The organism is Armatimonadota bacterium (assembly GCA_013314775.1).
Taxonomy (GTDB): Bacteria; Armatimonadota; Zipacnadia; order Zipacnadales; family JABUFB01; genus JABUFB01.
Window position 1 is genome coordinate 177,008 of the sequence record JABUFB010000012.1, and the last position, 23,110, is coordinate 200,117.

The following is a 23,110-nucleotide window of genomic DNA, read 5'->3' on the forward strand; positions in this document are numbered from 1 at the left end:
GTGCTAGGCGTACAGCCGGTGGATTGTGTCTTTGCAGGCGACAAAGCAGTCCATCGTCTCTTCGCGCACCGGGAACTCTACTGTGAAAGGCCCGGAATAGCCCAGGTCGCGACACAGGGTCAGAACGGGCTCCCATGGCAGCGTTCCCTGCCCAAAGGCGAGATGGTCGTCGTCCACGCCTCGGTTGTCGGCCAGGTGGGTGTTGGTAAGCCACGGCGACAACTCCCGCAGCATCTCTTCGGTGTTCCCGTTCATGTGGGAATGCCCGAAATCCAGCAGGAAGCGGAGACACGGGCTCTGCAGATGCCCGAAGAGCTCGAGGAACTCGGTGGGTGTGCTGAACAGCTCGCGGCTGTCGTGGTAAGTGTAGGCGTAATGGTTTTCGAGGCAGATCACCACGCCTGCAGCCTCGTATGCTGGTAGGGCGGCCTGCAAGACTTGCCGGGTGACAGCCAGTCCGGTGGCCTGATCGACGTGGCTGCCTCCGTGCAGCACAACCTGGCCGAACCCACCGATCCTGCAGATGCGCAGCCATTCGGCCAGCATCTCGCCTCCTGCATCCGGACCTGACCGGGCGAGGTCGCCCCAGACGTGAACGGAGAGCGCAAGGCCCATATCCGCCGCCAAGACGCTCAGCATGGACAGGCACGCCTCGTCCAATGCCGGATGGGGCCAGGAGAACTCCACGCCTTGCAGTCCGAACTCATTGCAGGCGCGGTCCAGCGCCTCCTCGGGCGTGTCCCAGTCGTAATGCAGGCAACTGATGAGAATGTCGGGTCCCGGCAAGACAACCACCTCCGGCCCACCTGTTCTCGGCCGGGGCTGGAAATCCCTTCACCGGCACGGCCGGCAGAGGAGTGGCGATGGGGAAGACAACCTGGGCGATGATCTTTGACGTCGACGGCGTGGTCGCGGACACAGAGGCTCTCAATGCCCGCGCCAGCGTCCTGATGTTCAAGGAGCTGTACGGCGTCACAGTGCAAGCGGAGGACTTCCGGGCCTTCGTGGGCACAGGCGATGAGCGATACGTGGAGGGGGTGGCCGAGAAGTACGGGGTCAGCATAGACACCGTTGCGGCTGTTGAGCGACGGAAAGACAACTTCTTCAGGCTCCTGCGCGATGCTCCCCTGCCCGCGATGGCTGGAGTGCTCGAACTCGTGCAAGCTGGGCGCGAAAGCCCCGAGATACTCCTGGCAATCGCGACTTCGGGCAACAAAGACAAGCAGTTTCCGGTCATTGAGGGCACCGGGCTGAGACTCGACTGGTTCGACGCCGTGATCACCGGAGACGATGTCACCCGCAAGAAGCCGGATCCCCAGATATACCTGGTGACCGCGGAACGCCTGGGCATCGCTCCTGCGCGTTGCGTGGTTTTCGAGGACGCTCCGGCGGGTGTGGAAGCGGCGAAAGCCGCCGGGATGCGGTGCGTGGCGGTGACCAGCTCGGTTGATGCCGACCAGTTGCGCGCCGCGGACCGCGTGGTGACAAGCCTTGCTGAGGTAAGCATTCCGGCTCTGGCCGAACTCATCGGAGCTCGGTGATGTCGCGCCTTGAAGTCAGGCAGCTATTCCGAAACGGAATTGTGAACGTCTGCGGCTATTGCGTTGACAGAGCCCCCATGAGAGCCTATAATTGCTACGAGAGACTATAGACAAAAGGGCAGTATTGTGCTCGCCTGCCTGACGCACGATGGAGAGCAGGGGGGAGAAAGTACTGAGCGGCACCCAATGTCTCAGCCAACGGCCCGTAAGCTGACCACAGAGCACCATCACGAATCCCCAGCTGAAACGATCCGCCGACTGCGCGCCCGAGTCGCGGAGCTTGAACGCCTAACGCAGGCTCTTGAGCGAGAGAGCCGCGAGAAGTCACTGTACCTGGCAAGCTTGAGCCACGAAATGAAGGCGCCACTCAACGCGATCAATGGTTTCGCGGAACTGCTTGCCGACACCTCGTATGGATCTCTGGACTCGGAACAGCAGCGATTCGTCAGCCGCATCGCCGAAGCGGGACAGCACCTGCTGGGCCTGATCAACGACGTGATCGACATCGCCCGTATCGATGCCGGGCGGCTGCAAGTCGACGTGCAGCCGGTCCGCATCAACCGGGCGATCGAGCAGGTCGCCCTGATCAGTCGCGGCCTGGCACGTGAGTATGACGTGTCCCTGCGCTTCGACCCGGACCCTGCCGATCCTCTGGTCCTTGCGGACGACAGGCGGCTCAAGCAAGTCCTGTTCAACCTCATCTCCAACGCCTCCAAGTACTCCGGGGCGGGGTCCGTCGTCCGAGTGCATTCGGCGAGTGAGAATGGGCATGTCCGTGTCAGCGTCACCGATCAGGGCGTCGGCATCCGACCAGAGGACCAGAAACGCGTTTTCGAGCCATTTGAGCGTACCGAGGCCGCCACGCGCATGGCCGACGGAACAGGCCTCGGCCTGCCGTTGAGCAGACGTCTTGTCGAACTCCAGGGCGGCGAGATGGGCGTGATCAGCAAACCGGGGGAGGGGAGCACTTTCTGGTTCACGCTCCCAATCGTGCACGAGACCTCTGCGCCTTCGCAAGACGACCTCGAAGGGGCGGAAACGCGCCCGACCCGGTACGCCGGCTGAGCGCATCCGATGGGAATCACGAGCCCGGGCGTCGATTGCGCCCGGGCTCGCTTGCTTGTGGAAGATGATCGTCAGGCGGGACTGTCGATGATGCACTGAAGGTGCCGGGCGGTGTCGAAGACGAACTGCTCGGGATACTGGCGATAGACGGCCAGTTCAGCGGTAAGATACCCATCGTAACCCACGCCGCGAAGGGCATTGACTACCCGCGGGTAGTCCACGCTGCCCGTTAGCAGAGCCACGAACTGCCGGGTGTTCACATCGAAGTCCTTCACGTGTACCCGTACGATGCGCTCGCCGAGGATGTCGATCCACTGGTGCGGGTACCCATAGAGCAGAATGTTGCCCACGTCGAAGTACGCCTTGATCAGCTCGTGGCCGAAATCGTCGATGTAATCGCGGAACTCCAGCGGGCTCAGCAGGAACTTGTTCCAGACGTTCTCCAGGGCCATTGTGATGCCAAGCTCTTCCGCAGTTGGCAGGGCCTCATAGAGGCTCTTGCGGCTCAGCTCATAGGCTGCGGCGTAGGACACGTCATCGTTCACCACGGCTGGGACCACGAGAACCACGTCGGCGCCCGCCCACTTGGCCACGCGCAACGCGTCCTTGACCCCCTCGACCCCCTTCTCCCGCACTTCCTCGTCGGTGCTGGACAGCGGGAAACCCCAATGTGTGCTGCACATGACACTGTGGATGTGAATCCCCGCGTCGCTGGCGGCCTGAGCAGCCGCCTCGGTCTCCTCCTGCGTTGCGTACTGAGGGATCTCCACACCGTCGTACCCGGCTTCGGCGCAGAGCCTCATGCGCTCGACGTCGCTTAGCTTGGGCATTACCGAACCGTAGTAGATCGATTTCTTCACAGCTCAGTCTCCCTCTCTCGATTGGCCAGAGGTGTACGGCCTCACCGGGAGGTTTCCACGGGGCCCGAGCATAACCTTCCACCATTCGCACAAAGGGGAGATGCTTTTCGATGATGAGGCTCTGCGGGCACACCATGGGGACGCCCGGATATGATGTCTACGAATCCGCCGATCTCTTCGCGGAACTCGGTTTGAATGCCATGGAGATCCGCTGCGCCGTCGACGGTCATCTCTGCCTGGAAGCGGTTGGGGAAGCAGACGCCCGCGCGGTGGCCGATTATGCGCGAGGAAAGGGCATCGGCATCGCCTGCCTGACCCCATATTACAGAGACTTCGGCACCGATGAATCCTCCATACAGACCTTGGCCGGGTTGGAGATTGCGGCGCGCGCAGCATCGTGGATGGACTGCGGCCTCGTGCGGGCGATGGCGGGAGTCTGGCCGGTGGAGGGCCGCGAGCGCAGTGACATCCTGGCGCGCACCGTCGACGGGCTGCGCTGGGCCGGTGATGTTGCCGCTGAGCACGGGGTTCGCCTTGCCGTCGAAAACCACATTGGCACGCTGGCGATGTCCGCCGAGGAAACCGCAGAGTTCATCGCCCGGGTCAATCACCCGATGGTAGGAGTACTGCTGGACTTCTACTGGAACGTGGTGGCAGGGGACGAGTCGCCGCGCGAAGTCATCGACCTGCTCGGCGGCAGCATACTGCACTGCCACGTGAAGAACCTGGTGTGGGTGGAAGGGAGACACACCACGGTTCTGCTCGAGGATGGGATCATCGACTGGACGGAAGTACTCCGGGAACTGCATCGTTCCGGCTTCCAGGGATACCTAAGCGATGAATACGAGAAGTACTGGAAGCCCGAGTTCCCGGGGCCTGAAGTGGGCATGAGGGCGAACGCGGAGTATCTGCGGCGGTGCGCGGAGAAAGCCGGGGTGCCCCTGACTCAGGGGGACTGATCCGCTGTGATGCCCTCCGGGTGGGAACGTAACCAGTCCAGCGCGATGGCCAGGGCCGCGTAGTCATCCACCGGCCGCGGAGGGACCCGCATTCCCGTCGGGATCAGGCGAGCAAACCCCCGTGGGGGGTGATCGCGAAAATACAGCGCCCGGGCGCCAAGAGTGGTGCCGCGTTCCGCGACAACCTGAACGGGAATGCCCACGGTTGGAAGCATTTCCAGCACGAGCCCCCGGCCCGTGCTGTCGCCCACGAGAATCAGCGACGGGGAATGCCTGGCGATGAGATCGGCGACATCAGCGGCCAAGCGCACGTTGGGCGAAATGCTCAGGTCGAGACAGGAGCCGTCGAGGGCGACGACCGCCAGGCCGCATTTGGCTTTGCCCGGGTCAATCGCGAGGAGGCAATGCGGCCGGACGGTCACTGGCCGCTCACCTTTGCCACATCCAGGCGTACCAGCATGGGGTCATCTGTGCGCTGCGCGACGCGGGCTTCAGTCTCAACAACGACGTCCACTCGGGTTGGCGCCCCGATCTCGAGTATCTCATCGAGGGCATCCAGCAGCTCCTCCGCCGGAATCTCAAGATAGTGACCAGTCTGCGGGATTGGGAGCATGCCCCGGTCAGCCGCGATATTACGCACCTGCCGCGCCGTCTGCCACAGCCTGCGGAACACATAGCCGCGGGAGAGGCTGCCGTCGATGACGGTGGAGAACACAGTCTCACCGGGCCGGAAAATCACCTTGTTGGGCGCGGTCCACAACTCGACCGTCATCGGCTCCGCTTGCCGGTCAAAGGCGCCGTCCCAAGCTTTGACGATTACCACGTAAGCGGGCTCGTCTGCCTGGGAGATGCGGTTGACCACTTCCTGCACAATGTCTGCTTCGGTGGGATGAGCTCGGCCGGGAGGCAGGGGAAACACCACCTCGACCGACCTGCCCGTAGGCCCGGGCGCAATGCCGTGGCTTGCCGCCGCCTGGCTGGCATAGCTGATCAGTTCGCGGATGATCGCCTCAAGCTGTTCGGGAGCCCAATGGCTTTCTACGATGCCCCGCACGAGCTCCGCTCCGGGCTCATAGGCGACCTGCTGGTCCATAATCGCTTCCCGCTCGCGGCGATAGCGTTCCACCGTCTCACGGGCCTCGGCCAGTTGCACGTCCAGTTCGCCCAAGTGCTCCTCGGCGAGCTCAATTTCCCTTCGCAGTCCCTGTATCTTGTGAACCTCCGCTTGGCTGCTCATGAGTTCCTTGGACACACTGTCCAGTTCCTTTGAGACCGTTTCGAGTTCCCCTTTGGTCTGATCCAGGTCGGCACGCACCGACGAAAGATCGCCCTGTGTGGTGGTGAGTCGCTCGCGCGCGTCTGCCAGGGCCTCGCGGGCGATTCTGAGTGATGCGCGGGCTGCCTCGAGATTTCTCTTGGTGCCCGACAGGTTCTTCCGGGTAGCCTGCAGCCCTTGTCGCGCGGCGTGAAGAGAATCACGGGTCCGGCTCAGGGCCGCCTGGCTCGCCCCCAGTGCGCCCCGTGTGGTGGAAAGCTGCGCTGCTGCCTCATCGCGTTTCGCGGTCGCATCTTCCGCCTCCAGGCGGGCATCGCGCGCATCCTTCTCGGCACGCTCGATCTTCGCGCTGAGATTGGCATTACGAACCTTCAGGGTCTCAGCCTGCTCACGAAGCTGGCGGATACGCAAGAGCGCGTCGCGGGCATCCTGGCTCACGGACATGGCGAACCCGAGGCCGGCAAGAGGCAGGGCAGCACCCACTGCCACCGCAACGAGGCGCGCGGTCATCCTGGGCCGCAGGCCAAACAAGGACTGGCGGTTGCGGCCCAAGCGGTAACCGATGACGTCACCCGCCCAGGCAATGAGGGCGCCCACGAGGGGCAGCACGATGAGGGCGATCAGCAGATTCGGCGACATTTGGGCAGTTCCGCCCGGGACTGCAGAGTCCCGCACTTGACACCGGTGCGGCCAGTATAGACGGCAGGATACGCGGAAAACCAGTCCACGGCAAGGGCAACGGCAGGCAGGGAGGTGTGTCCCCCGAGAACAGGCGAGTCGTCTCAGCCGAGGTCTGTTCGCTTTCCTCGGCTGTATCCCGCAACGAACGGGGTCGCTGCCGCGGCCTCACCGCTCGCGAAGCGGGCTGTGAGGCCGGAGTCCCTCCCGGGAGCTCCAGATGCTCTCGGGCGCGCGATCAGACGACGTGCAAATACCCAAGAGACTGAAATGCACCCGCTAGAGGGCCCGGCTACCGTGATGCGTCGTACATGAGCCCCAAGCCCACCGACAAGACAACGGCATTGGGCAGCCACGCAGCGATTAGTGGCGACAATGCCCCCTGCTCGCCGAAAGCTCGAAGCACGTTGAACACAATATAGTACACGAAAACAATCGCCAGCGAGATGCCGAAGCCCACGCCGGTGCTGGTGCGTTGCGGCCTCATGCCCAGTGGGAACCCGAGGATCGCGAAGCATATCGCGGCCCATGGCACCGCAAAGCGCAGGTGCAGGTGCTGAATGAATGTCAGTCGCAGGTTGCGATTGCCGGGAGGCGCGCTCTCGGGGTCCTCGAGGCGCTTGATCTCGGCCTGCAACTGGGCCAGCGTGTATTCCTCGGGCTTTCGCTTGCCGCCGGAGCGGATCTCCTCCGGGGACTTGCCTATGGGCGCCCGCGCGGTCTCGCTCACGACTTCCGCGTAACCCTTGTCTGTCATCCACCGGTGCTGGGCGTTGCGCATGACCCACTGCTTCCCGTCCCAATGCGCCGACTCCGCGAAATACAGGTCCGGCGCACGCTTGCCCTTGAATTCGATGATGGTGACGTTGGACATCCGGCCCTCGCGGACGCTGAGGCGGTCGGCATAAACGAGAAGCTTTGCCTCGCCGCGGTCGGGTATCCGCAGCACCATGGGCTCGTCGACATCTCGGGTTGTGAGCACGTACTCACGCAGCAGGGCTGACGCCTTCGCGCTGGAGACCGGACCTATGGCCTCGTTGAACAGGAATGCCAGGACCGTGATGCACATTCCGGCGAAGACAACGGGGGTGGCAAGACGCCAGATGCTGATCCCGCCCGCTCGCATAGCAACGATCTCGCCGTGGCTTGAAAGCTCGCCCGAACCCATCAGCGCGGCAAAAACGGTGCCCATGGGCAGCGTCAGTGCGATGATCGAGGGGATTCGCAGGAGGAAGACCTGGAGGACGAGAGCGAGCGGGAACCCGTCGCGCACCACGAGTCGCGCGGCATCGAATACGGGGCCGACGCCCAGCAGGATAGCCACGAAAGCGGCCACCCCCACCAGGAAGGGGCCCGCGAACTGTGTTCCTATATAGCGGTCGATGATCTTCATGAGTTGCAGCCTGGGTGCGCCGGATACCACGGCGCTCACATGCGGAAGCGATCCCCCAGGTAATACTTGCGCGCAATGGGATCGTGGGGCAAGTCAGCCGCGGAGCCTTGGGTGCGAATGATCCCATCCGATATGATATACGCCCGGTCCGTAATTCCCAGGGTCTCGCGCACATTATGGTCGGTGATCAGGATGCCCGTATCCTCATCCTTCAGGCCGCGCACAATGTTCTGGATGTCTTCAATGGCGATGGGGTCGACGCCGGTGAAAGGCTCGTCCAGCAGGATGTAGGACGGGTTGGTGCACAGAGTCCGGGCGATCTCGACACGACGCTGCTCGCCCCCCGACAACACCATCCCCTTGGAGTTTGCAAGAGCCGACAGGCCCAATTTCTCCAGGAGCGTGTCGGCACGGTCGAACTGCTCGGCCCGGGACAAGCCCTGGAGTTCGAGGATCAACAGCAGATTCTCGCGTACCGTGAGCTTGCGGAAAACCGAGGGCTCCTGTGCAAGATAGCCAATGCCTTTGCGGCAGCGTACATGCATGGGCAGGCCGTTGAGATCTTCGCCCTCAAGCAGGACGCGGCCTGAATCAGACTGCACGAGGCCCAGGGTCATGTAGAAACTGGTGGTCTTCCCGGCTCCGTTCGGTCCGAGAAGGCCCACGATCTCACCACGGTTCACAGTGAAGCTGACGCCGCGGACGACCTCGCGCCCGCGGTAGCTCTTTTTCAGTTCGATGGCTTCCAGCGGCATGAAAACAGGTTCCCGGGAGAGAGTAGACAACAACGGCAGACCGGAGGACTGGCGTCGCTCCGCAACCGCTTGTGGCTGCGAGGCGCATGCCTGTACTCGGTCCCGAGCAGCTGACGGCTGCGTCGCATTGGGTTCAGGCACCGGGCTGGGACACGGCCCGATCCCCGATGCCAGTCCCCAATAGTTGGGCCAAGCCCGGCCTGAAAAGTCGCCCGCTCACTGCTGCGGCGCGCTCGTGGTCGGCGGAATCTCAACTTCCATGTGCACCGGGCCCTCGACGGTCACGTCGAACGTGTTCATATCGATGATGATCGTTTGGCCCGTGAGTTTCGCGGGCTGGCTGTTGGGCGGCTGCGGGATCGTGCTCATGACGGCCTCGGCGCCGCCGGTGAGCTTCACGATACGCGAATCGCCCAAGAATTGCGCGTCTCCCTTGCAGTCCGCGGTGATGATCCGTTGCCTGCCCTCAGTGTCTTTGGCTTCGGTGATGTCGAAATGCACGGGGCCGGAAGCGGTGATGCGCTCGATCCTGTTCCCATCGGCGCTAAATTTCCCGCTGATGCGCTCGGAAGTCATGACGGACTTGTCTTCGCCCTTGATCTCCACCCTGCAGCCGCCGGAGAACTCGATCTCTCCGGTCTTCCAGTTGTACGTCGCCTTGCGGTTCGCCGTGATAGTCGCCTGCTGGGTCTGCTTCTCGGCTGCCAGGGCGAGGCCGGAGGTGATCAGAAGCAAGCCTGTCACTATCGCTGTCGTAATGCGTTGTGCGCGTCTCATGCGAATTTCCTCCGTGTCAGACGGAACTGCCTTACCTGGGCACCCGAGCCCGGGCTGTCACCTTGCCCAGGAACGTTGCAGTCCCACTCTTCGCATCGATGATGAGTTTCGGGGCCGTGGCTGTGACGCCCTTTCCCTTCAGTGTGACGCCGCCGGACAGCTCCCAGTTCTTGCCGTCGTTGGTTGCTCTTGCCCGGGGAGCCTCGGCGGTGATGTTCTCGTGGGTCACTTTCACGCCGCCGCTGAGGTCCAGGCGGCCGTCCTTGCGGCGAAATATCGCCTTCTCGGTGCGCGCATGGTATCCGTGGCCGTCCAGCGTCGGAGAGCCCGTGAGCGTAGCCACCGCTGTGTCGCTGTCGACTGTGGCCTGCCCGCACTTCACTGAGTAGCCCTGGTACTGCAGCGTCACCGTGTCCGACAGCGTGATCATGTCTGAAGCCCGTTCAGCCACAAGCTTGCCGGATTTCAGGTCGTACCCCGCGTACGACGCCGTTACAGGGCCGGATGCCTCCAGCACCTGCGTGCCCATGTTGTAGTCGAGGCTCTCGCAGGCGAAAGACGACCCTCCCACCGTGGACTTGGCTTCCACCCCGTCAGCGAACCGGACCGCGCGATTCTTCATATCAATGACGAACTGCTCGGCGCGGACTTCCAGTTTTTCCTCAGCGCCCCGAGCCAGCTCCCACAGAATATCGGTCCCGGTGGCGCGCATGGTCTTGCGGTCGAAGGCAATGCTGCCGCGGCTTTTCACCTGCCACAGGAGTTTGCCCTGGTCGTCATACTCGTTGAGCTTGAGCCCTTCAAACTCGACCTGGATGCGCTCCAGGTCGTTCGGCTTCTTCGTTGCGACGGGCCTGCCCCTGTCATCTCCGGCAGGCGTCCCTGGCTGTCGGGTGGCCAGCCAGACCACCCCTATCGACAACAGCACGGCGGCCGCCGCCACCAGGTACGCTACGCGTGGTCTCATCGGCGCTGGGCCTCAATCGATGAAGCGGAACTTCAGGATGGTCCACAGGGCAGCGAAGCCGTCACGCCAACCGATTTTCTTGCCCTCACGGATGGTGCGGGGAGAATAGCGGATGGGGATTTCGGCCACGCGCTTGCCCGAGCGCCGGGCCCCTTTGACGAACTTCGCGGCGATCTCGAAGTCCAGGTCGAAACTATTGCTCCGCAGGTTCAGGCCCTGGAAGACTTCGCGCCGGGCCAGCTTGTAGCAGCTGGCGATGTCCGTCAACCCGCTCCAGAAAAGGATTCGGAAGAATGCATTGATCGCTTCGCGCCCGAGGGAAAACGCCCCCGGCGGGAGCTTCTCCCCGCGCGCCTTCATCCCTCTAATGCGGGACCCGATCACCGCGAAAGTCTCGGGCTTGCGGGCGGCTTCGAGAAGAACCAGGTAATCCTGTGGGTCGTATTCCAGATCGGCGTCTTGGATGATGATGAACTCGCCCTGCGCCGCGGCGATACCCCTTTTGACAGAGTTGCCCTTGCGCATGTTTCGCTCTTGCAGAATCGCGCGGATGCCCGGTTGGCTCGCGAGTTCCTGGATTCGCTCGCGGGTGCCGTCGGTAGAGCAGTTGTCGACAAGGATGATCTCCTTGGGCACATCCACCGCGCGCACTCTGGAGACGATTTCGTCGATGGTCGCTATCTCGTTGTAAGCGGGAATCACCACGCTGAGTTCCATGTCGGCAGTCTACCACAAACCGGCGGCCGAGTGGGAGATGGTCCACTCACGCCCACGTCTTCCAGGGCGCGACGCCTGCATCCCAGAGTTCGTTGAGCACCTGGTTGTCCTTGTAAGTGTCCATCGCGGTCCAAAAGCCGTCATGCTCGTAGGCAATCAACTCCCCCATGGCCGCCAGACGGGGCAGCAGGCCGGTCTCGAAGGGATCGCCCGGCTGCAAGAGATCCAGCACTTCGCGGCGGAACACGAAGAAACCCCCGTTGATGCGGCTGGGCAACATGGGCTTCTCCTCCAGGGCCGTCACTAAGCCGCCATCGCCGGTCCGCACATGACCCCACTGCGAGTGAACCCGGACCGTGGTCATGGTTGCCAGCTTCCCATGGGACAGGTGGAAGTCTGCCAGCGCCCCCAGGTCGATGTCAGACAACCCGTCCCCGTAGGTTGCCATGAAATGCGGCTCATCCTCGAGGTATCGGCGTGCTAACCGAAGGCGGTCGCCTTTCTCCGTATCCACTCCGGTCGAGCAGAGAGTGACATGCCACTCTTCTCGGACGCCGTCGAGAATCGCGACTTCGGGCGTGCCGGCCCCGCTGCTCACACGCACGTCCGCGTCGATGAAGGCCGCATGATTGACGAAGTAGTCAGTGATCAGGTCGCCACGGTAGCCCAGGAGCAGGACGAATTCGCGGATGTTGCGGGCCATATACATGCGCAGGATATGCCAGATGATGGGGCGGTCGCCCACGTGGAACAAGGCTTTGGGCATGGGTGCCTGGTCCCCGAATAAACGGGTGCCCCGTCCACCCACGAAGATCGCGGCTTTCACCGTGAGATCACCCTCTCTGCAGGGCCGATTCTGCCTACTGAATGAAAGGCGGAGTGAAGCTGTAGCCGCCGGTGAGATGCGCGACCACCGCCCACAGCGACATCGCGAACAGGACCACTGCCAGGGCCGCAGGCGCGTGGGGGGCGTCCTGGCGCGGCTGCAGGCTCGAGACACCAAGACTGAGCGCCGCCGCGAGGATTGCGCTGACACCCAGGAAATATCGGGCCTGTGCCTGGTAGAAGACCATATTGAACTGCACAAATCCTCCAAGCGTAAGCAGGCAGGCCAGCCCCGCCAGAGGCCAGACTGGATCCAGGGGCTTGTCGGGATCTCTCCCACGCCACCACGCTGCCACAAGCCCCGCCGCGGATGCCAGCCCAATGACGTTGCCCAGCGAGTAGAACAACCGCGGCATGTACACGGTGGCCTGACCGAACACTCCCCACACGCTCATCCATCCCTGCATCGCTACCAGGGTCCAGTAACCGGACCAGGTCATCCCGCGGTTCAGGAAGAACTCAGGGGTAGGGCGGTCCCTGAGGAAGATCCTCTGGAAAACGCCCAGCGCCAGAGGCTCTCCGTAGAGGCTGAAGTTCCGCAGTACCCACCAGCCCCACACTACCGCGCACAGGCCGCCGATGACCAGACTGTTAGCCAGCAGGTAGCGGAAACCGCCTCTTCGCCAGCGTGGCTCAACCAGCAGCAATACCCCAACCACAGGCACAAGGATGAGGGTACTGGTCTTCGTGAGCAGTCCCGCTGCCAGCGACAGTCCAATCAGTGCTGCCCGGCGAGGGGCAATGCCGGTCCGCGACCACCGGAGAGCGAAGTACAGAGTGCAGGCCGCGAGAAGTTCGAACAGAGGGTCATTGCTCACGGAGGCGCACACGAACAATCTCCCCGGCGTGAAGGCAAGCGCCGCGGCTGCGCCCAGATGGACCCACCCTCTGCCGGGCACGAGAACCGCGGCAAGTTGCCAGGCGACGAAGATTGTGATCGCGCCCAGTAGAACACTGCACAGTCGGGCCGCGATCAGGCCCGCATCGCCCCACAGCCAGAAGGTCCACAAGACGCTCAGGTAGTACAAAGGCGGCTGGTGGGCTTCGTAGTTTCCACTGCCACTGGTGAAGACCGGCAGGTCGAGCCTCTCCGCGAGGTCTTTCACATAGAGCCAGTGGGCGCTTTCGTCGGGCGGAGTGAGACGCGAGTCCGGCGCGGGATCGCGCGGGACGATAAGCGCGGCGGAGACTGCCAACAGCAGGTAAGCGCCAATGACAATCAGCAGCGGCCACGGCATCAGCGGCTTGCGCGGCTCGGCGCTCGGTCCGCGGTGCTCGGGGGTGATGACCTGTTTCTTCCGGCGCTTGCTCATGCGTGATCTCTCAGGCGGATCAGGTGCCTGCACGGCCCCATTTGACAGGGGCTGCCCACGGCAATATGATTGCGCGGGTGATTTTGATGAGTAAGATGATAGGAATCCTCGGCGGTCTTGGACCGAAGGCCGGCGAGGGGTTGCATGCCGCAATCCTTGGCAACACACGGGCGATCTGCGATCCAGACCACCTGAAAATCCTGTTGTACACCAACCCCCACATTCCCGACAGGACCGACTTCCTGCTTGGGCGCATCAGCGAGAACCCGGCGGGCGAAATTCTCCGCTCGCTTCAGCTTCTCGTGCAGTTCGGCGCGGGCGTCTGCTGCGTGCCGTGCAACACCGCCACCTGCCCGCCGATCTGGGATGTGGTGGAGGAAGGTTTCGCCCAGTTCGCCAACGGAGCGGAGCTGCTGAACATCGTGCACATCACTGCGGACTTCGTGACGCGGACCTACCCCAGCGTGTCTCATGTCGGAGTACTGGCCACCGACGGGACCATTCAAACGGAAGTATACCAGCGCGCGCTGGGGCATCACAATGTCAAGGCCGTATTGCCCACGGAAACCAACCAGAAGTTGGTCCAGGGCGCGATCTACCACCCGGAGTGGGGCATCAAGTCCAAGTCCGCCCCGGTCACGCAGCAGGCCCGCGATGCCCTGGAAGCAGCGGCCCTCCGTTTGATCGCCGACGGCGCGGAGGCGGTCATCCTCGGATGTACCGAGATCCCCCTGGCGTTCGACGGCACCCACCTCAAGGGCATCCCGCTAGTCAGCTCTACCGATGTGCTTGCGCGAGAGTGCATTCGGCGGGCCGCAGGCGAGGACAAGCTGGTTCCGCTCAAACGGTAAAGCGGCCGCAACATGACACAATAGAGGGGAACAGGTTTTCCAGCAAGCCTGTTCCCCGTTCCGCTTCCTGGAGACGGTTGTGGCCCCCCGCGTTGCAGGCCGGCGGCGTGATCGACGCCCGGAGCACCGAACCCGTGACGCGAGGGAGCGTTCCATTGGCCCACGGCATCGACGGCAGGCGCACCAGGCACTCGGCCGTCGGCGGGGCATGCTTCCCGCCGGGCCCTCCCTTAGCGCAGCGCCTCGTCAACCATCGTCAGGTAGTTCTCCACTGGGATGTAGCTCGGGATCGAGTTCCCCGAACCTACTGCGTATCGGCCCTTCGGCGCAAGCTCGTCGATGATTCCACGGACATACGCCCGTAGTCGGTGGGGTTCGGCACGGGTGAGCATGTCCACGTCGACGCCGCCGAGAATGGCGATGCGATCACCATAGCGCCGGTGCATCTCGGTCACCGGGATGATAGCATCCTCGAAGGAATGTTTCCCGTCGATGCCCACCTGTTCGATGAGCCAGGGCATGATGGACTCGAGATTTCCGCAGGAATGCAGAAAGTAGGGCAGGCCCCTGTCGTGGGCCATGTCTCGGAAACGCTTGTGCCACGGCAGCGTGTATTGCTTCAGGTCCTCGGGTGAGATCAGCGTGGCCGTCTTGAACCCCATGTCGTCGCCCGGGAAGACAGCAATGAGATTGTCCAGATCCAGAATGTGCCGGTAGTATGCCTGCATCAGCTCACCGATACGGTCGCAGACGGCCCTTACGAGATCGGGGGCATCGATCAGCGCGAAGCATAGTTGCTCGTATGACATGATGGCCGACAAGTGCTCGTAGATGCCTCCTGCGTGGCAGGAGATCAGCCCCATGCCCTCGGGCAGGTGGGCATTCACATACTCCAGCGGCGAATAGTCCATCTGCGCCGGATCGGGCCAGGGGTACCGCTCAAAATCCTCCCAGGTCTCGATTGTCCCGTGGTGCTGGTCGCGCCAGGCGCGTTTCTGGGAGACCCCGGGGGCTGAATCGTCGATCACATGAACATTCGACGGGAAGGGGAGGGCGATCTCAAGGCGCACGAAGTCGTAGCCCATGTGGTACCAGAATGCGATGAAGTTGTCCCAGTAGGCGGCGAAAGATGCCGGGTCTCCGGCCTGCGGGACTACCCATTCGCGTCCCATGCCCTCCGTGAGGATTGGACGCATGACCGTGGCGTCCACGAGATACTCCACCAGCGGCGGACGCTGCGGAATATGTTGCCCGAGAAGCGCGCTGATGAAACTGTCGCAGTCGGGGCTGGGTTGGGCGAGAGGAACGCGGAAATCGCGCATAATGGCCTCCGGGTTATGGCTGGAGCGAGCTTCTCGCAGGATATGTTCCGCAATCCGCAGGGCAAGTCCTTCCGGGCAGCAGCCTCACAGGCCCCCTGATGCAGCCGTCCCCTTCCGCCCCCGGAGAGAGGCTGTCGCGCACTCCGCGGGCTGCGAGGTAACAGCGGCGTCTCCTTTCGTTTCCGGGTACACCCGCGAAAAGAGAAGAAGCCCCGGCTGGACCGAACTCACCTGTTTTCGGGAACGCACCCCCTGCAGCCTCCCGCGGTTGACACAGGCCGGGGTGTTGAATACAGTAGTGAATAGAGCTCGGGTCGCGCCGCTGTCTGGTCCACATCGGGAGGCGAGTTCCTTGCGCTTGACGGGACGGATCAAGTGGTTCGACGCACAGAAGGGCTATGGGTTCATCGAACGAGAAGGCCAGCCCGACGTGTTCGTCCACTACTCGGCGCTGCAGATGGAAGGGTTCAAGACGATCGAGGACGGGGCTGAAGTGGAGTTCGAGATCGTCCAGGGGGAGAAGGGTCCGGCAGCCGCGAATGTCGTGAAAATCGCGGCTGGAGGGTCCGCGGGCGAACCGGATGACTCTTCTGAAGCCCTCTGGTAAGTACCCGCCCATCGCAATGAGCCAAGATGCCTCCGCTGTCGAACGTCCTTGAGCGTCCGAGAGCGGGGCATATTCCTGTTCTTGGACCGGGGAGGTTCACGTATCGAATGCGAGTAGAGTTCCAGGGACGTAACTGCGAAGTTTCGGACAAGTTCATGCAGCATGCCGAACCGCGTATCAGCTCGCTGGAGAGCTTCTTTGATCGAATCCAGGAGATCCGGGTCACGCTCTCAACACAGCGGGCCTGGAAGACCGTTGAAATCACTCTCGAGGCTGACGGTCTTCTCCTGCGCGCGGAAGAGCGCACAAATGACGAGTTGGCGAGTTTTGACAAGGCCCTGGATCGGCTGGAGCGCCAATTGCGCCGGTACCGGGAACGCATGCGGGATCACACCAAGACATCGATCCGCAAGGTTGTCGGCGAGGCTGAAGCCCCTGAGGGTGAGGAGATCGAGGAGGCCGAGGCCCCCGAAGAAGAGCCGGTGGAGACCGCCAGTGATATCGAGATCGTGCGAACCAAGGCTCACAGTCTGAAACCGATGACCCCAGAAGAAGCGGCCCTGCAGATGGAACTCGTGGGTCACGATTTCTTCGTGTTCGTAGACGGCCAGAGCGAGCAGGTTGGCGTTGTGTACCGCAGGCGCGATGGGGGCTACGGGCTCATCGAGCCGCTGGTTGAGTAGACCCCGCAGGGCTGGTAATCCCTCTGTCCAATAGACTGCTGGCCCCGCATGGGGGCCAGCAGTCTTAGTGGCAGCTTCCGGGGGTGGCGCCATGACGCGACGACAGCTTCAGGCTTTCGTAGAAGCGGCATGGGGGGCCCGCCTGGAAAGAGCGGACCTCGCGCAGATTCAGGAGCAGTTGCTGGAGCTGCAAGCCCTCGCGAGCCCGCCGCCCGCGGACGGCGTGTTCGTGATCGACGGCGCTCCGGCCGACTATGATACGGCGATGCGCGAGTTCTTTGGCGCGACACTTGCAGATGAAACTGAGGCAAGTTTCGTCCAGCTCTGGCTCACGGCACTGGAGTTGTGGGTGGCGATCATGGTGCGGCAGGCGCGGAGCACAGACGAAGCTTGAGCCAAACCCGCCGGCCAAAACCGGACCAGAGGCCCCCGATGCAAGTCTGGTTGGTAACCGCCACCTACAACGAGGCCGACAATCTGCCAGAGTTGCTCCGCCGTATCGACGCCTTGCCTGAGCCCCCGGGCGTTTGCGTGGTGGACGACGGTTCTCCCGACGGCACCGGAGAAGTCGCCGACAAGTGGGCTGCATCGCGGGAGAACGCCTTGGTCATCCACCGCGCCGGGAAACTGGGCTACGCATCAGCGCACCGCGAGGGTATGCGTGCAGTCCTGGACAGGGGCGCCGACGTGGTGGTGACGCTGGACGCGGACCTGTCGCACGAACCCGAACGGATCCCCGCGATGATGGACGCACTCCAAGAGGCCGATGTGGTGGTGGGCTCTCGCTACACGGTGGGAGGCGCTACCCGCAACTGGTCCCTCGGCCGTATCGTGCTCAGCCGTCTCGGGGGCGGTGTGGTCACGCGCCTGCTTACCGGTTTGCGCCAGGCCGATTGCACCAGCGGATTCAGGGCATACCGGGCCGATGTGCTGGAGCGCGCAGATCCGTGGTCCACGGGCGCCGATGGCTACGGTTTTCTCGTGGAACTGCTATTCCGCTGCCAGCGCATCGGCGCGCGGATCGTTGAAGTTCCCATCGTTTTCGTCGACCGCCGGGCGGGGGCATCCAAGCTGTCAAAGCGCATCATCTTCGAAAGCATGATGCTCTGCTTCCGCCTTCTGGGGGAACGCTTCACTAAGGCGCCGGCCTCGTATGCGCCGCCGAAGCGGGATGAACCATGAGGCGCGGCATCTTCCCCACGCGGCGATACAGTGCGCCGGTGCCGCCTCAGGCCGGACTTATGCTGGCTTCCCTCTCGCGCCGCCATGAGTTCTACCTCGTCCTTGCTCTCGCACTTGCCGTTCGACTGGTGGATATCAACGCGCCTTTCACCACCGAGCACTGGATCAAGCAGCTTCAGATCGCACCCATTGCGAAGAACTTCGCCACGGAGAGCATGAACATACTGTGGCCGAAGACCGACTACAGCGCGGACCGGCCAGCGTACATCGAGATCGAGTTCCAGCTGGTGACGTGGCTCTCCGCCTTGCTGTACAAGGTTTTCGGGATTCATGAGTGGTGCGCGCGGCTGGTCACCATCTCCTTCAGCATGGCGGGGATGGTGCTTCTCTATCGTCTGATCTTGATGTACCTTGGGCCTGGGCCGGCCATCTACGGTCTGGTCTTCTACGCCTTTGTGCCCTCCAGCTGGTACTTCTCTCGGGTCCTCATGTCCGAGCCGCTGATGCTCTGCTTTTCCATCGCCCTCGTTTATGCATTCTCACGCTACCTGTCAACGGGATCGCGACGGCACTTCATTTGGACCGTTGCCGGCGGCGCGCTCTGCTTTCTTGTGAAGCTTCCCGCGGTGATGCTGGTGGTTCCGCTTCTGTGGTTGGCGTACACCCGGTTCCAGGGGCAGACCTTCAGGCGCCCCGATCTCTGGGCCATCGCCGTGATGTCCCTCCTGCCGGCCATCGCGTACTATACCCATGCGAGGCTGAACATCGGGCGCGAGTACTTCACCGTAGGCGTGGGATTTGGTGGAGGCATGTGGTTCTCACTGTCCGACTTTCTCAAACCGGGCAATTACTCGTTGATGGTCACGCGGATGGTTCACGACCACCTGACGCCCGTGGGAATTGTGTTGCTGATTCTGGGACTGGTGGTGGGCGACCGCCGCCGGATACCGGTCACTGTCTTCCATGTCTGGCTGGGAGTGGTGGCGGTCTACTTCGTCCTGGTCTCGGGCGGCAATCTGCGCCAGAACTACTACCAGCTTCACATGCTCCCGCCGGCGGCGGCGCTTGTCGGGTACGGCTGGTATCAGCTTGTAAACTCACAGCGATTCTCGCCGATCCTGAACCCTCTCCTGTTGGGGGTGTTCCTGGCGTTCTGCGTGTGGGGCGTGGAGCCAAAGTTCCAGCAGGTAACAGCGATTCACGCCTGTGCGGCGGACCTGAACCGGCTCGATCCAGACAAACACCCCGTGCTTATCTTTCCGGCAGGATATGGCTGCCTGTACTACTTTGACCGCCCGGGGTGGGTGGGGCGCGAGGGGTTCGGCAAACCGGCGAACGAGGTTCCTCCCGAAGACATACCGGGACCGGACTACATAGACACACGGATCCTTCGGGGTGCCCGGTGGGCTGTGTACTTCGACTTTGACCCCGCAGGCCAGCAGCCGATGATTCGGCAGTACCTGACTGATACCTTCCGGCAGGCAGAAGAAGGGTCTGGCTACACCATTTTCGACCTGACCCGCACCCAGGACGGGCAGGAATACCGGCCACTGAGCAGCGACGCCGGGAGGAAGTCCTTCAGCCTCCCGTGGAGCGACTAGTGCCCAAAGCCGCGGCGCCACCCATTGGGCTGCGGCCGGTGATTACTTGATGAGTTTCAAGTCCGGAAGCAATGTCGCGATCATCGGCGCGGGCGTATCGGGCCTCACGGCGGCCTATGCCCTCGCGAAGTCCGGCCGGAAGGTGGACGTTTTCGAGCAGCGCGAACAGATCGGCGGTCTCGCACGCTCGATGTACCTCAACGGCAGCAAGGTGGACCGCTACTACCACTTCGTCTGCGGCTGTGACCATCATCTGCGGGCGCTGCTGCCCGAATTGGGCATTGAGCAACGGCTCCACTGGGTGACTGGACCCACCAGTTACTACGTTCGCGGCAGGCTGTACCCCTTCACGACACCCCTGGATATTCTCGGCTTCGCGCCGCTGTCACTGATCTCACGGGTCCGTTTCGGCCTGCATGGGATGAACGCCCGGCGCTTCACGGACTGGGGCAGAATTGAGCACCTGACGGCTGAGCAGTGGCTCGTCGCGGGCATGGGCCGGGAGGCTTATGAGACCATCTGGCTGCCCCTCTTGCGCATGAAGTTCGGGGACGACGCGGGTGGCGTGTCTGCACCCTGGATCTGGCATCGCATCCACCGCGTCATCACCTCGCGCGCCAGCATCTTCCAGCCCGAGCGCCTCGGATACATTGAGGGCGGAACGGGAACATTGCTGGACGCACTGCGCGAACAGGTGGAGGCTGCAGGAGGTGCTGTACACACGGCAACTGCCGTCCGCGGACTGCTGGAGACCGGCGGAGCGATCACTGGTCTGACCACCGACCAGGGCGACTTTCAGGCGCGATGTGTGATCTCGACGGTGGCCTTGCCGGATCTGTCGATTCTCCTGCCCGACGTTGCCCGTGACTACCGCGCGGACCTCGACAGGGTTCAATTCCTGGGTGTGGTATGCCTGATGCTGCGTCTGAAGAAAGCGGTGACGCCCTACTTCTGGGTCAATGTAAATGATTCCCGTGCGCCGTTCAGCGGGTTCATCGAATACGCGAATCTCAATCACGCTGCGCTGCCCAACGGAGAGGGGCTCTTGTACATTCCCCTGTACCTGCCGGTGAACGATCCCAGATTTCTTACTCCCGAGCCGGAACTCGTGGGTCAGGCGGTGAACGGCCTCGAGACGCTGTTCCCGGGCTTCAGCGCCGACCAGGTGATAGAAGCGGTGGTGACGCGGGACTCGTATGCCCAGGCCTTCTGTCCGCCGGGTTTCGGCGCAAACATACCGGCGATCCAGTCGCCCATCGCCGGGTTGTTCCTCACAGACTCGACCCAGCTCTACCCAGCCGACCGCAATGTGAGCGGGATGATCGGCTTAGCCCGCAATGCCGCAGCTCAAGCGGATAAGTACCTGGCGCAGCGCTTCTGAGGTCAGCACTGACGTGGGGGGCATATATCGCGCCGGCTACTGCCTTGGGTCGCGTGGGGCGAGCGTCTCACCCGGCACCGTTTGTCGTCTGCAGCACGCAAGAACGGCAGGCCTCCACAAGAGGCCTGCCGTTTCTTGATCGCTCAGTCCAGTTACAGGACTATTCTTCAGCCGTTTCCTCCCCCAGGGGTACCTTCACGGTCGCGGTCTCGACCACCCTGTCCTGGGCGTCGAGTACTTCGGCAATAATCTCGTACTCAGATACGAGCATACCCTTGATGCCGCCGAGCTTCAGGTTGAACTCCCGTGTCTGCCACTGCCCCATATTGTTGGCAGTGACGGTGTCTCTGTGAAGGTCCTTTGTGGAGAGGAAGTAGGAATACCGGACCGTCACTCGCACCCGGCTGCCGGGTGCTGCGCGTCCTGACACAACCAGCTTCTCGTCGAGGTTGACGTGCCTGTAGCCTTCGGCCGGTGAAACGATGCGCAACTGCGTGGGCAGCGCTGTGGTGATGGTGACGGTCTTCTCCGCTTGAAGCTGGTGAGTCCTGCCTGCCTGGTCAATGAGGTAGCCGACAACCGGCGCCGCATCGATGCGGTCATCGGCCGTGACCACATACTGACCGGTATAGATGCTCGTGTTTGCCTGCCGCTCCATGTTCACACGCCGCCAGTTCGCGCCGATAATGAAGTAGGCGCTGCGGCCGGGCGCGGCGGCCTCGAGCACAACCGTCAGGGTATCCCCGGGTGCGAGAGGACCGGTGGCGTTGTGGGTCACGGCAACAATGGCAGCGGTGGAGGCAAGGACAGTGAAGTCCACGGTCTCAGTCCGGGAGTTGTCCGCATAGTCCACGATGGTGACTTCGTACTTGTGAGCACCCGGCGCCAGTTCCGGCCCGGTGTAGGTCAGTTGCGAGTCGGTGACAATCGCCTGGTTCGTGACGTCCTTGGCGTCCAGCTTGAGAGTAACCCGGGTGGGGTCCACGCCAGGGCCTTTGCGGTCCGTGTAGCCGACGGTGATCTGGATCGGGCCCCTGGCGAGGCGTGCGCCCTTGGCCGGGGACATGTCCACGAAGCGCGGAGTGTCCGTGTCGATGGTCACCATCTGCTTGCTCAATACAGACGGCGCGCTGACGCCGTTGACCACGAGATTACCCCGCACCCGCTGCGCCACCGTGAGTAGGTTGTCCTCAACGCGGTAGGAGCCCTTGTACGTACCAGCCGGGCCTTCCGTCATCGGTACGCCCTGCACGGCATGGCCGATGTCGAAGGTCGCTGTCCCGCCGGGGGTCCCCTGTAGCGTCACGTTGACTGATTCGCGCTTGCGAACCGGGCCGCTGATGCCCTCGACCTGAACTAACGTGATCCTCGGTCTGCCGGCGGTCGCCGGAGTCTGAACCACCAGCTGGCGAATATTCTTGCCCTCACGGTCCAGGAGCAGTGCCACCGCCTGCCCCTGCTTCACCGCGGATTGCGCGATGGGCTTACCCTCGTCGCTCAGCAGTTCGGCGTCCTCGGGGATATTGTACGCCTTGCGCTGGCCGTTGACACTGGCGACCAATATCCCTGGCACGACATACTCCACTTTTGCAGTGAGATACTCGCGCACCAGGGTCGCCTGAACCACCTGGTTGCTGCGGTCCAGGCCGAGTTCCACGGAATCTTGGACCTGAAACGCATCGAGGGAAGCGGGAACCGGACTGCCCGACGGGGCAGACACGAAGTACTTGATCTGGGGTGCGGCGTAGAGAACTGATGTGGTGCCCTGGGGCGTCGAGACCAGGAAAAACGGGGGGGTCTGGCGCTTATCCACGTATACCAGTGACCCCTGAACAATCTGCCGCACGAGGTTGGGCGGTTCGATGGTCAACTCGGCGGTGAGCTTCGCCGCATTCCACGCGAAGTCGCCGCCGAGCGCGGTGACCATGTCCCGCGCATCCACATATAGAACGCCGCCAACGAGCACGGGGAAGATCGTGAAAGTCTCTGTCTGGCCGTTGACCTTGAACGCGGCCTGGTCAACTGTGAGTTCGATCACGGAGTCGCCGCGCTCAACCTTGTACTGACGGTCACCCGTTCTGGCCATCTGCCCGTCGAGCGCTGCGACAAGATCCTCCAGCGGCACGAGTATCTCTCCCGCCGTGAGGATCGGTGCGCTGGTTGGCATCTCCGTCACTTCGCCGTTGATGGACACATACGGCGGCCAGTCGTCGGCTGCGTACCCCCCGCCTGAAACAACGATGGCAAGAAGCGTTACGAATAGGACGTGGTAGGGCTTTACCCTGGAGAGTCTCATC

At 62.7% G+C, this 23,110-nt stretch carries 23 protein-coding genes; 10 read left to right on the forward strand and 13 right to left on the reverse strand.

Translation table 11 applies throughout. The features are described from left to right. Nucleotides 1–3: 3 nt before the first annotated feature. Complete coding sequence (locus HPY44_16595) at nt 4–786, reverse strand: sugar phosphate isomerase/epimerase (protein NSW57631.1); 783 nt, start codon at nt 784–786, stop codon at nt 4–6. Nucleotides 787–863: 77 nt separating this feature from the next. Between HPY44_16595 and HPY44_16600 the strand changes: the two genes are divergently transcribed. Together HPY44_16600 and HPY44_16605 are read left to right on the forward strand one after the other, a co-directional pair. After that, the gene (locus HPY44_16600) at nt 864–1,541 is read left to right on the forward strand and encodes an HAD family phosphatase (protein NSW57632.1); all 678 of its coding nucleotides are present in this window, start codon (nt 864–866) and stop codon (nt 1,539–1,541) included. A 186-nt stretch (nt 1,542–1,727) separates the two neighbouring features. Beyond that, nucleotides 1,728–2,606, forward strand: coding sequence for a HAMP domain-containing histidine kinase (locus tag HPY44_16605; protein ID NSW57633.1), 879 nt, complete (start codon nt 1,728–1,730; stop codon nt 2,604–2,606). 71 nt (nt 2,607–2,677) lie between these two features. Here HPY44_16605 and HPY44_16610 read toward each other — a convergent pair whose 3' ends face one another. Beyond that, a complete protein-coding gene (locus HPY44_16610) occupies nt 2,678–3,466 on the reverse strand; it encodes a sugar phosphate isomerase/epimerase (GenBank protein ID NSW57634.1) in 789 nt (262 codons plus the stop codon). Nucleotides 3,467–3,576: 110 nt separating this feature from the next. On the opposite strand from HPY44_16610, the gene HPY44_16615 reads away from it, so the two are divergent. Further along, on the forward strand, nt 3,577–4,425 hold the full coding sequence (locus HPY44_16615) for a sugar phosphate isomerase/epimerase (GenBank protein NSW57635.1): 849 nt from the start codon (nt 3,577–3,579) through the stop codon (nt 4,423–4,425). Here HPY44_16615 and HPY44_16620 read toward each other — a convergent pair. The 9 genes from HPY44_16620 to HPY44_16660 all read right to left on the reverse strand — a co-directional run bounded on the left by HPY44_16620 (nt 4,413) and on the right by HPY44_16660 (nt 13,186). Further along, nucleotides 4,413–4,847, reverse strand: coding sequence for a pre-16S rRNA-processing nuclease YqgF (locus HPY44_16620; protein NSW57636.1), 435 nt, complete (start codon nt 4,845–4,847; stop codon nt 4,413–4,415). The two genes, HPY44_16615 and HPY44_16620, sit on opposite strands and share 13 nt — an antisense overlap. Continuing rightward, the gene (locus HPY44_16625; GenBank protein ID NSW57637.1) at nt 4,844–6,340 is read right to left on the reverse strand and encodes a DUF3084 domain-containing protein; all 1,497 of its coding nucleotides are present in this window, start codon (nt 6,338–6,340) and stop codon (nt 4,844–4,846) included. The genes HPY44_16620 and HPY44_16625 overlap by 4 nt, the downstream gene beginning before the upstream one ends. A 331-nt stretch (nt 6,341–6,671) precedes the next feature. Beyond that, nucleotides 6,672–7,772 carry a YjgP/YjgQ family permease gene (locus HPY44_16630; GenBank protein ID NSW57638.1) on the reverse strand — a complete coding sequence of 367 codons (1,101 nt, stop codon included), beginning with the start codon at nt 7,770–7,772 and terminating at the stop codon, nt 6,672–6,674. Nucleotides 7,773–7,807: 35 nt separating this feature from the next. Next, complete coding sequence (lptB, locus tag HPY44_16635; GenBank protein ID NSW57639.1) at nt 7,808–8,527, reverse strand: LPS export ABC transporter ATP-binding protein; 720 nt, start codon at nt 8,525–8,527, stop codon at nt 7,808–7,810. 216 nt (nt 8,528–8,743) lie between these two features. Beyond that, nucleotides 8,744–9,304 carry a hypothetical protein gene (locus tag HPY44_16640; GenBank protein NSW57640.1) on the reverse strand — a complete coding sequence of 187 codons (561 nt, stop codon included), beginning with the start codon at nt 9,302–9,304 and terminating at the stop codon, nt 8,744–8,746. Nucleotides 9,305–9,335: 31 nt separating this feature from the next. Continuing rightward, nucleotides 9,336–10,271, reverse strand: coding sequence for an LPS export ABC transporter periplasmic protein LptC (gene lptC / locus HPY44_16645; protein NSW57641.1), 936 nt, complete (start codon nt 10,269–10,271; stop codon nt 9,336–9,338). Nucleotides 10,272–10,283: 12 nt separating this feature from the next. Beyond that, nucleotides 10,284–10,988 (reverse strand): glycosyltransferase family 2 protein, encoded by a 705-nt coding sequence (locus tag HPY44_16650; GenBank protein NSW57642.1) that lies wholly within the window; start codon nt 10,986–10,988, stop codon nt 10,284–10,286. Nucleotides 10,989–11,034: 46 nt separating this feature from the next. Beyond that, entirely contained in the window at nt 11,035–11,814 is a 780-nt protein-coding gene (locus tag HPY44_16655) for a glucose-1-phosphate cytidylyltransferase (protein NSW57643.1), read from the reverse strand. Between the two features lie 34 nt (nt 11,815–11,848). After that, nucleotides 11,849–13,186, reverse strand: coding sequence for a hypothetical protein (locus HPY44_16660; GenBank protein NSW57644.1), 1,338 nt, complete (start codon nt 13,184–13,186; stop codon nt 11,849–11,851). An 86-nt stretch (nt 13,187–13,272) separates the two neighbouring features. Between HPY44_16660 and HPY44_16665 the strand changes: the two genes are divergently transcribed. Further along, nucleotides 13,273–14,037 carry an aspartate/glutamate racemase family protein gene (locus HPY44_16665; GenBank protein ID NSW57645.1) on the forward strand — a complete coding sequence of 255 codons (765 nt, stop codon included), beginning with the start codon at nt 13,273–13,275 and terminating at the stop codon, nt 14,035–14,037. Between the two features lie 230 nt (nt 14,038–14,267). Here HPY44_16665 and HPY44_16670 read toward each other — a convergent pair whose 3' ends face one another. Beyond that, entirely contained in the window at nt 14,268–15,359 is a 1,092-nt protein-coding gene (locus HPY44_16670) for a hypothetical protein (protein NSW57646.1), read from the reverse strand. Nucleotide 15,360: 1 nt separating this feature from the next. On the opposite strand from HPY44_16670, the gene HPY44_16675 reads away from it, so the two are divergent. From HPY44_16675 to HPY44_16700, 6 genes are all read left to right on the forward strand, one after another. After that, nucleotides 15,361–15,966, forward strand: a complete 606-nt coding sequence (locus tag HPY44_16675; GenBank protein ID NSW57647.1) for a cold shock domain-containing protein — start codon at nt 15,361–15,363, stop codon at nt 15,964–15,966. Between the two features lie 107 nt (nt 15,967–16,073). Continuing rightward, complete coding sequence (gene raiA, locus HPY44_16680; GenBank protein ID NSW57648.1) at nt 16,074–16,649, forward strand: ribosome-associated translation inhibitor RaiA; 576 nt, start codon at nt 16,074–16,076, stop codon at nt 16,647–16,649. A gap of 91 nt (nt 16,650–16,740) precedes the next feature. Beyond that, entirely contained in the window at nt 16,741–17,043 is a 303-nt protein-coding gene (locus HPY44_16685) for a hypothetical protein (GenBank protein ID NSW57649.1), read from the forward strand. A gap of 38 nt (nt 17,044–17,081) precedes the next feature. Beyond that, nucleotides 17,082–17,831 carry a polyprenol monophosphomannose synthase gene (locus tag HPY44_16690; protein NSW57650.1) on the forward strand — a complete coding sequence of 250 codons (750 nt, stop codon included), beginning with the start codon at nt 17,082–17,084 and terminating at the stop codon, nt 17,829–17,831. Further along, a complete protein-coding gene (locus HPY44_16695; protein ID NSW57651.1) occupies nt 17,828–19,432 on the forward strand; it encodes a glycosyltransferase family 39 protein in 1,605 nt (534 codons plus the stop codon). The genes HPY44_16690 and HPY44_16695 overlap by 4 nt, the downstream gene beginning before the upstream one ends. A gap of 49 nt (nt 19,433–19,481) precedes the next feature. After that, nucleotides 19,482–20,813, forward strand: a complete 1,332-nt coding sequence (locus HPY44_16700) for an NAD(P)/FAD-dependent oxidoreductase (protein ID NSW57652.1) — start codon at nt 19,482–19,484, stop codon at nt 20,811–20,813. 160 nt (nt 20,814–20,973) lie between these two features. On the opposite strand, the gene HPY44_16705 is transcribed toward HPY44_16700, so the two are convergent. Next, nucleotides 20,974–23,109, reverse strand: coding sequence for a hypothetical protein (locus HPY44_16705; GenBank protein NSW57653.1), 2,136 nt, complete (start codon nt 23,107–23,109; stop codon nt 20,974–20,976). Nucleotide 23,110: the final 1 nt, after the last annotated feature.